This window comes from Oceanisphaera litoralis, assembly GCF_016907015.1.
GTDB classification, from domain to species: domain Bacteria; phylum Pseudomonadota; class Gammaproteobacteria; order Enterobacterales; family Aeromonadaceae; genus Oceanimonas; species Oceanimonas litoralis.
On sequence record NZ_JAFBBE010000001.1, the window covers coordinates 232,558 to 239,347 of the forward strand.

At 56.8% G+C, this 6,790-nt stretch carries 5 protein-coding genes; 1 reads left to right on the plus strand and 4 read right to left on the minus strand.

Annotation, left to right across the window (positions count from 1 at the left end):
- Window positions 1-248 precede the first annotated feature (248 nt).
- The 3 genes from lolA to lrp form a co-directional block, all read right to left on the minus strand.
- The gene (gene lolA / locus HNR62_RS01095; protein WP_204794242.1) at window positions 249-857 is read right to left on the minus strand and encodes an outer membrane lipoprotein periplasmic chaperone LolA; all 609 of its coding nucleotides are present in this window, start codon (window positions 855-857) and stop codon (window positions 249-251) included.
- A 2-nt stretch (window positions 858-859) separates the two neighbouring features.
- Window positions 860-3,430, minus strand: coding sequence for a DNA translocase FtsK (locus HNR62_RS01100; RefSeq protein ID WP_204794243.1), 2,571 nt, complete (start codon window positions 3,428-3,430; stop codon window positions 860-862).
- Between the two features lie 171 nt (window positions 3,431-3,601).
- Entirely contained in the window at window positions 3,602-4,105 is a 504-nt protein-coding gene (gene lrp / locus HNR62_RS01105) for a leucine-responsive transcriptional regulator Lrp (RefSeq protein ID WP_239552505.1), read from the minus strand.
- A gap of 655 nt (window positions 4,106-4,760) precedes the next feature.
- Here lrp and trxB point away from each other — a divergent pair.
- Window positions 4,761-5,714, plus strand: a complete 954-nt coding sequence (trxB, locus tag HNR62_RS01110) for a thioredoxin-disulfide reductase (protein ID WP_204794244.1) — start codon at window positions 4,761-4,763, stop codon at window positions 5,712-5,714.
- A 219-nt stretch (window positions 5,715-5,933) separates the two neighbouring features.
- On the opposite strand, the gene HNR62_RS01115 is transcribed toward trxB, so the two are convergent.
- A complete protein-coding gene (locus HNR62_RS01115; RefSeq protein ID WP_338044059.1) occupies window positions 5,934-6,653 on the minus strand; it encodes a sodium:solute symporter family transporter in 720 nt (239 codons plus the stop codon).
- Window positions 6,654-6,790 lie beyond the last annotated feature (137 nt).

Genomic DNA, 6,790 nt, shown 5'->3' on the forward strand with positions numbered 1-6,790 from the left:
AACAAAGCGGTAAGCGTTAAGCTGTCAGCCATAAGCTGCCCGAGTGTTCTGTGATCTTGCAAACCACCATCCGCGCTTGCCCGGCCTCAAACCTTGTTGGTCGAATGAGTTCGACAAAAAACGGCGCCTCGCTGGCGCCAGTTTATTCGGCTCAAACCTGTAAGCAGGGGCAACAGAAATACGCAGTCTCAACATCCTCGATTGTTTTGCTTATAACTGACCGCTTAGAGCTTAAAGCTGTTAGTTACTCACCGCTGGTCGTCGACCATGACCCCGGCCGGGGGGGTAAAGGTAAAGGTGTCGGCTCCGGTGGCGGGTTGGGTATTCACCTGCTTCAAGGTAAATTCGCTGCGCTGGCCGCCGGATTCGATCACCGTGAAGCGCTGAATGCGGTTGCTGCGGTCGAAACGCAGGCTGAACTGACTGATCAGCTCGCCCGGATCCTTGCTGGTCACCACATAATCGGCCCCCTTGCGGGCCACATCGTATTGCTGCCAGCGTCGCCCGTCACTGCCCGCTATCAGCAGAAACGGCGTGTTCTGTATCGCCTGCTCCAATGGCGCTATGCTCACCTGCTCCACGAAGGGGTCGTACACCCAGACATCATGGCCGTTGGACACAATCAGACTCTCGTCCGGCGACACCGTGTGCCAGCGAAAACGATCGGGCCGGGCCAGTTGCATGGTGCCCTCGGCACTTTGCATCGGCGCCCCCTGCTCATCGAATACCTGCTGGCTGAAGCGGGCAGAAAATCGGTCGAAGGAGGCCAGCTTCTGCTGCAGTTCGGTGCGCGCATCGGCCAGTGCCACGGCACTCACCGACCACAGCAGTATTCCCAAGGTTGTCAGTTTTTTCATGGTTACTCCCTGGCTGGCGGAGGTGCCAGCACTTCACGTTGACCGTTGCCGCCTGCGGAACTGACGATACCCTGATGTTCCATCTGTTCTATCATGCGGGCGGCCCTGTTGTAGCCTATTTTTAACTTGCGCTGCACGCTGGAGGTAGAGCCACGACGACTCTCTACGACAAAAGCCACCGCTTCGTCGAACAGCGGGTCCAGCTCTTCGTCACCGCCTTCCGGCGCTTCGCCGGGCAGCAGGCCGTCGGCACCCACATCGCCGTTCAGAATATCCTCGATATAGTCGGGTTCGCCCCGCTCCTTCCAGGCCGCCACCACCCGGTGCACTTCGTGGTCGTCCACAAAGGCGCCGTGCACCCGGGTCGGGTTACTGTCGCCGGCAGGCAGATAGAGCATGTCGCCCATGCCCAGCAGCGATTCGGCCCCCTGCTGGTCGAGAATGGTGCGCGAGTCGATTTTGCTCGAGACCTGAAACGACATCCGGGTCGGAATATTGGCCTTGATAAGGCCGGTGATCACGTCCACCGAGGGGCGCTGGGTGGCCAGAATCAAATGAATACCGGCCGCCCGCGCCTTCTGGGCGATACGGGCAATCAGCTCTTCCACCTTCTTGCCGACGATCATCATCATGTCGGCAAATTCGTCGATCACCACCACGATATGGGGCAGCTTTTCCAGCGCCGGCGGATAGGTGTCCATCGACTGGGTCGGCTCCCACAAGGGATCCCGCAGCGGCTCGCCGGCATCTATCGCCTCCTGCACCTTGGTATTGAAGCCCTTGAGGTTACGCACCCCCATGGCCGACATCAGCTTGTAGCGGCGTTCCATCTCGCCCACGCACCAGCGCAGGGCATTGGCGGCTTCTTTCATGTCGGTGACCACTTCGGTCAACAGGTGCGGTATGCCTTCGTAGACCGACAATTCCAGCATCTTGGGATCGATCATGATGAAGCGCACTTCATCCGGCGTGGCCTTGTACAGCATCGACAGTATCATGACGTTGACTCCCACCGACTTGCCGGAGCCGGTGGTACCTGCCACCAGCACGTGGGGCATCTTGGCCAGGTTGACGATCACCGGCTCGCCGGCGATATCCTGCCCCAACACCAGGGTCAGCGGATGCTCGTTGCGCGCAAAGGCGTCGCTGTCCATCACCTCGCGCAGATAGACGGTTTCGCGCCGGGTGTTGGGTAACTCCAGCCCCACATAGGGTTTGCCGGGAATCACTTCCACCACCCGCACGCTGATGGCGGACAGAGAGCGGGCCAGATCCCGAGCCAGATTGGTAATTTTGCTGACCTTGACCCCGGGGGCCAGATCCAGCTCGAAGCGGGTGATCACCGGGCCCGGATAAACCCCGACCACGTTGGCCTGCACGTTGTAATCCGCCAGCTTGGCTTCCACCAGCCGGGCAATGCGATCGAGTTCCGCCTCGCTGACCGTATGTTGCCGGGGCTTGGGCAAGTCCAGCAGTTCGACCGAGGGCAAGGGAGACAGGTCTTGGCGTGTCGACGGCACCAGTGCCGACGCTCGCGGCATAGGTACGGGGGCGGCCGGGGCCTCGCCCTCGTTTACCCAGGGCAGATCCAGTTCTTCATCGTCATCATCATCCAGCGCCCAACCGTTGGCTTCGGCGAGGGTGGCAATGGCAGCGTCCTGTTCGGGCTCGGCGCCCAGTACCGGTTCTTTGCGTGCCGGCGGGGCTTTTTTCTGTATCGGGGCCCGTTTTTCTGTCTTGGCGGCGACCGGAGCCAACAGCGGATCTTCCTGCTCGGTTTCCCGCTCCATTTCCCATTCCGGCTCCGGATCTGACGCCAACTGACCACCGAGACGCTCCTTGAACCGGCGCCAGCCCACAAATCCCGCGTCGGACGAGGGCGGCGCAACCTCGGCAACGGCGGTTGTCGGTGCCGGCGCCTCGCCGATGCCCTGACGGCGACGCCCCACGCCGCTCTGCCAGTCGACCAGTCGTTGCGGTATCTGGCTGAACCAGTGAGGCGCATTCAATACCACAGCGCCCAGACGCTCCACAATCAACAACCAGGACCAGCCGCTGAAGAAGGTGACGCCGGTGGCAAAACCGCACAGCAGCACCAGGGTGGTGCCAAGAGAGCCAAACATGGCATTCAGGGCCAACGCCAGCATATCGCCGATGAGCCCACCGGAAGAAAAGTAATAGATATTGCCCACGTTCATGCTGGCCAACGCCAGCAGGCTGAGCAACAACATCAGAAAGCCGATAATGCGCAGGCTCAGGGTCAGATAGCAGATATCACTCAAGGCCTTCGGCCGCCACAGGGTCCCCCAGCCGATCAACACCAGGAAGAACGGCATCAGATAAGCCGAGAAGCCGAAGGTAAACAACAGAATGTCTGCCAGCCAGGCACCCGTTGGCCCGGCGGCATTACGAATGTCTCCGCCCCATGCGGTTTGCGACCAACCCGGATCCGAGGGGTGGTAGGAGACCAGCGATAACATCATGAAGATCGCCAGCAAAATAATGGTGATCAATCCGGCCTCAAACAGACGCTGTAAACCAGACATGGGAGTAAACAGCTTTTTCTCCGCCAAACGCCCGCTCCTCGCTCTTGTATTATGTGGTGTCACGCAATGAAAATGCTGCGACAGGGAAGGTCGTCAGTCATCAAACGACAAACGAGCGGCCGGGGCCGCTCGCAGAGTCAGGTTCATCTCGGTCCCCGCCCGGCATAAAAATACCAGAGCCGGACACAATAGCACAGCTTATCGGGTATTTATCACCAGACGGTTACTCTGCTTCACTTCTTCCATCACCACATAGGTGCGGGTGTCGTTCACCCCCGGCAGCCGCAGCAGGGTTTCGCCGAGCAGCTTGCGATAGGCGGACATGTCCGCCACCCGGGTCTTGAGCAGATAGTCGAAATCTCCGGATACCAGATGGCATTCCTGGATTTCTTCCAACTTCTGCACCGCGTCGTTAAATTCGTCAAACACGTCCGGTGTGCCGCGGTTAAGGGTAATTTCGACAAAAACCAGCAGCGATGCATCCAGAAACTGGGGGTTGAGAATGGCGGTATAACCTTCGATATAACCCTGACGCTCCAGACGACGTACCCGCTCGAGGCAAGGCGTGGGGCTTAGCCCGACGCGCTTGGACAGCTCCACGTTGGAAATACGGCCGTCTTGCTGCAGCTCATTGAGTATGTTGCGATCGATACGGTCGAGTTCTTTGGCCGGCCTGCTGTTCAAATCCAACACTTCATCCATCCTTTGGCTCATTTTCGATACATTCCACTATGAACATTAAATCTATATGGCATAAAACCACAAAATCTATATGGCATAAAACCACGCATCTATGCAATAGACCTTTATCCGGAAACAGGCTGTCGACCGACTGCCGACTCGGCGACAGTGCCCAACCTTGCATCCGGCAGGTCAAGAGTAAATAAAAAAACACAAAAAACGATTATATATACAATCGAAGTGATCAGCAGCTTAACATGACAAACCGCAAACAGATAGCACATACGTTTGATATGTATATAAAATAGCTATCATTATCAAATTTTTATGCCTGTAACTGGCTATTTTAACTACCAAGATGTTACCTTTTGATGAATTCACCATAAAATATGGCTAATCATCCACCCGCCAGCCTCAACACCGATACTACACCTGTGAATTGATATAAAAAATTATTTTATGTTGATTTGACCCTCGAATTCAACTCTCACGGCGAAAACTTTATATTGCATAACTATTCGTTATAAGCTGCCATTTTCACCATAACCCTCCAAATGAAGCCCTTCCGCATCATGCCGATGGCGACAATCGCCTTGTTACGCTTTATTCCATCAAGCCTATCCCCTACAATCGAGCCCACTTTTTATCTGCCTATTTGCCAAGGTTGGAGAGACAAATGAGCCAAGCCAAACACGCCAAACTCCTTATTCTGGGTTCTGGCCCTGCAGGGTATACCGCCGCCGTTTATGCGGCCCGCGCCAACCTTAATCCGGTGCTGGTGACCGGTATTCAGCAGGGTGGTCAGCTGACCACCACCACAGACGTGGAAAACTGGCCGGGTGACGCCGAAGGACTGACCGGTCCGGCGTTGATGGAACGCATGAAAGAGCATGCCGAACGTTTTGAAACCGAAATTCTGTTCGACCATATCAACAGTGTGGACTTGCAGCAACGTCCGTTTCGGCTGAAAGGCGACGACGGCGAATACAGCTGTGATGCCCTGGTCATCGCCACCGGCGCCTCCGCCAAATACCTGGGCCTGCCTTCCGAAGAAGCCTATCAGGGCCGCGGCGTGTCGGCCTGTGCCACCTGCGACGGTTTTTTCTATCGCAACCAGAAAGTTGCCGTGGTCGGTGGGGGCAACACCGCGGTAGAAGAAGCGCTGTATCTGTCCAACATCGCCGCCGAGGTACATCTGGTACACAGACGCGAGCAGTTCCGCTCCGAAAAAATCCTGATCGACCGACTGATGGACAAGGTGGAGAACGGCAACATAGTCCTGCATACCAACCGTACCCTGGACGAAGTGCTGGGCGACGAAATGGGCGTGACCGGGGTTCGCCTGAAGGACACCCAAACCGATGCCACCGAGCAGCTGGATCTGGCCGGGGTGTTCATCGCCATCGGCCATCAGCCCAACACCCAGATTTTTGAAGGTCAGCTGGAAATGGAAAACGGCTACCTCAAGGTACAGTCCGGTCTGCATGGCAACGCCACCCAAACCAGCATCGAAGGCGTGTTCGCCGCCGGTGACGTCATGGATCACGTTTATCGCCAGGCCATTACCTCAGCCGGCACCGGCTGCATGGCAGCACTGGATGCCGAACGCTACCTCGACGGTCTGAAGTAAGTCGGCAGGCCATCATCGGCAAAAACGGCGCCGTATCAACAGCGCCATTTTTGATCAACAAACCAGATAAAAAAATGTGGTGGCTATTATTCCCATGGCCACACAATAAAGCCCGGAGCTCCGGGCTTTTTCATTCAACTAATTTCATTCAACCGATTTCATTCAACCGATTTCATTCAACAAACCGATTCAACAAGCCGATTCAACAAGCCGGTGCCATCAGTGGCCGGGTGCCATGGCGGCGGATGCCACTCCCTGGGTCAGCTTGCTCACCGCTATATAGATGACGCTGGACGCCAGGCAACCGTAGAGGGGCCCTTCTACCCAGCCCACATCGGTGAACAGCAGAAAGCTGCCACTGGTGACCAGACCGGTAAACATGGCGGCCAGGGCGCCATAGGCGTTGCCCTGCCAGAAGGAAGAGATAAACACCGGGCCTATCATCACCGCCAGCAGGGTACCGGAGCCGAGAATACCCAACCAGGACAACATGAAGGGCGGCGCGAACAGCATCATCAGGAAACCGATCACACCGAGAATGGCCACCCAGCTACGGTTGATCCACAGGATACGCTGGTTGCTGGCGTGACTGTCGGGAAACAGGGCGGTACGCAAGTCGTGAGACGCGGCGCTCGACACCGTATGCAACAGCGAGTTGGCGGTGGACTTCATCGCGAACAGAATGAACAGGGTGATGATCCCGGCCAGCGCCGGATGCAGGAAGCTAGCCAGATAGACCGGCATGGCCTGATCCGCGTCGGTCAGTTCGGGATGAGCGATACGTACATAGAGGCCGATAATCGGCACCAGGCTCAGCAAACACCCCAGGGGCGCAACCCAGATAGCTACATGATGCATCTTCACCGTCGGTTTGAATGCCAGGAAGCGCACCGCCATATAAGGCAACACGGCGGTAAACAGGAAGGCATAGGGCAACACCAGAAATACCGAACTCTTGCTCTCGCCATAGGGCGCCGCCGTGTATCAGTTCACCGGGAGTAGCTTGACAGTAAATAATGGGACGATCGTCTCTTGATCCACTTTGGGTGCTTGCACGTTCCTGTTTGTTAGCCATG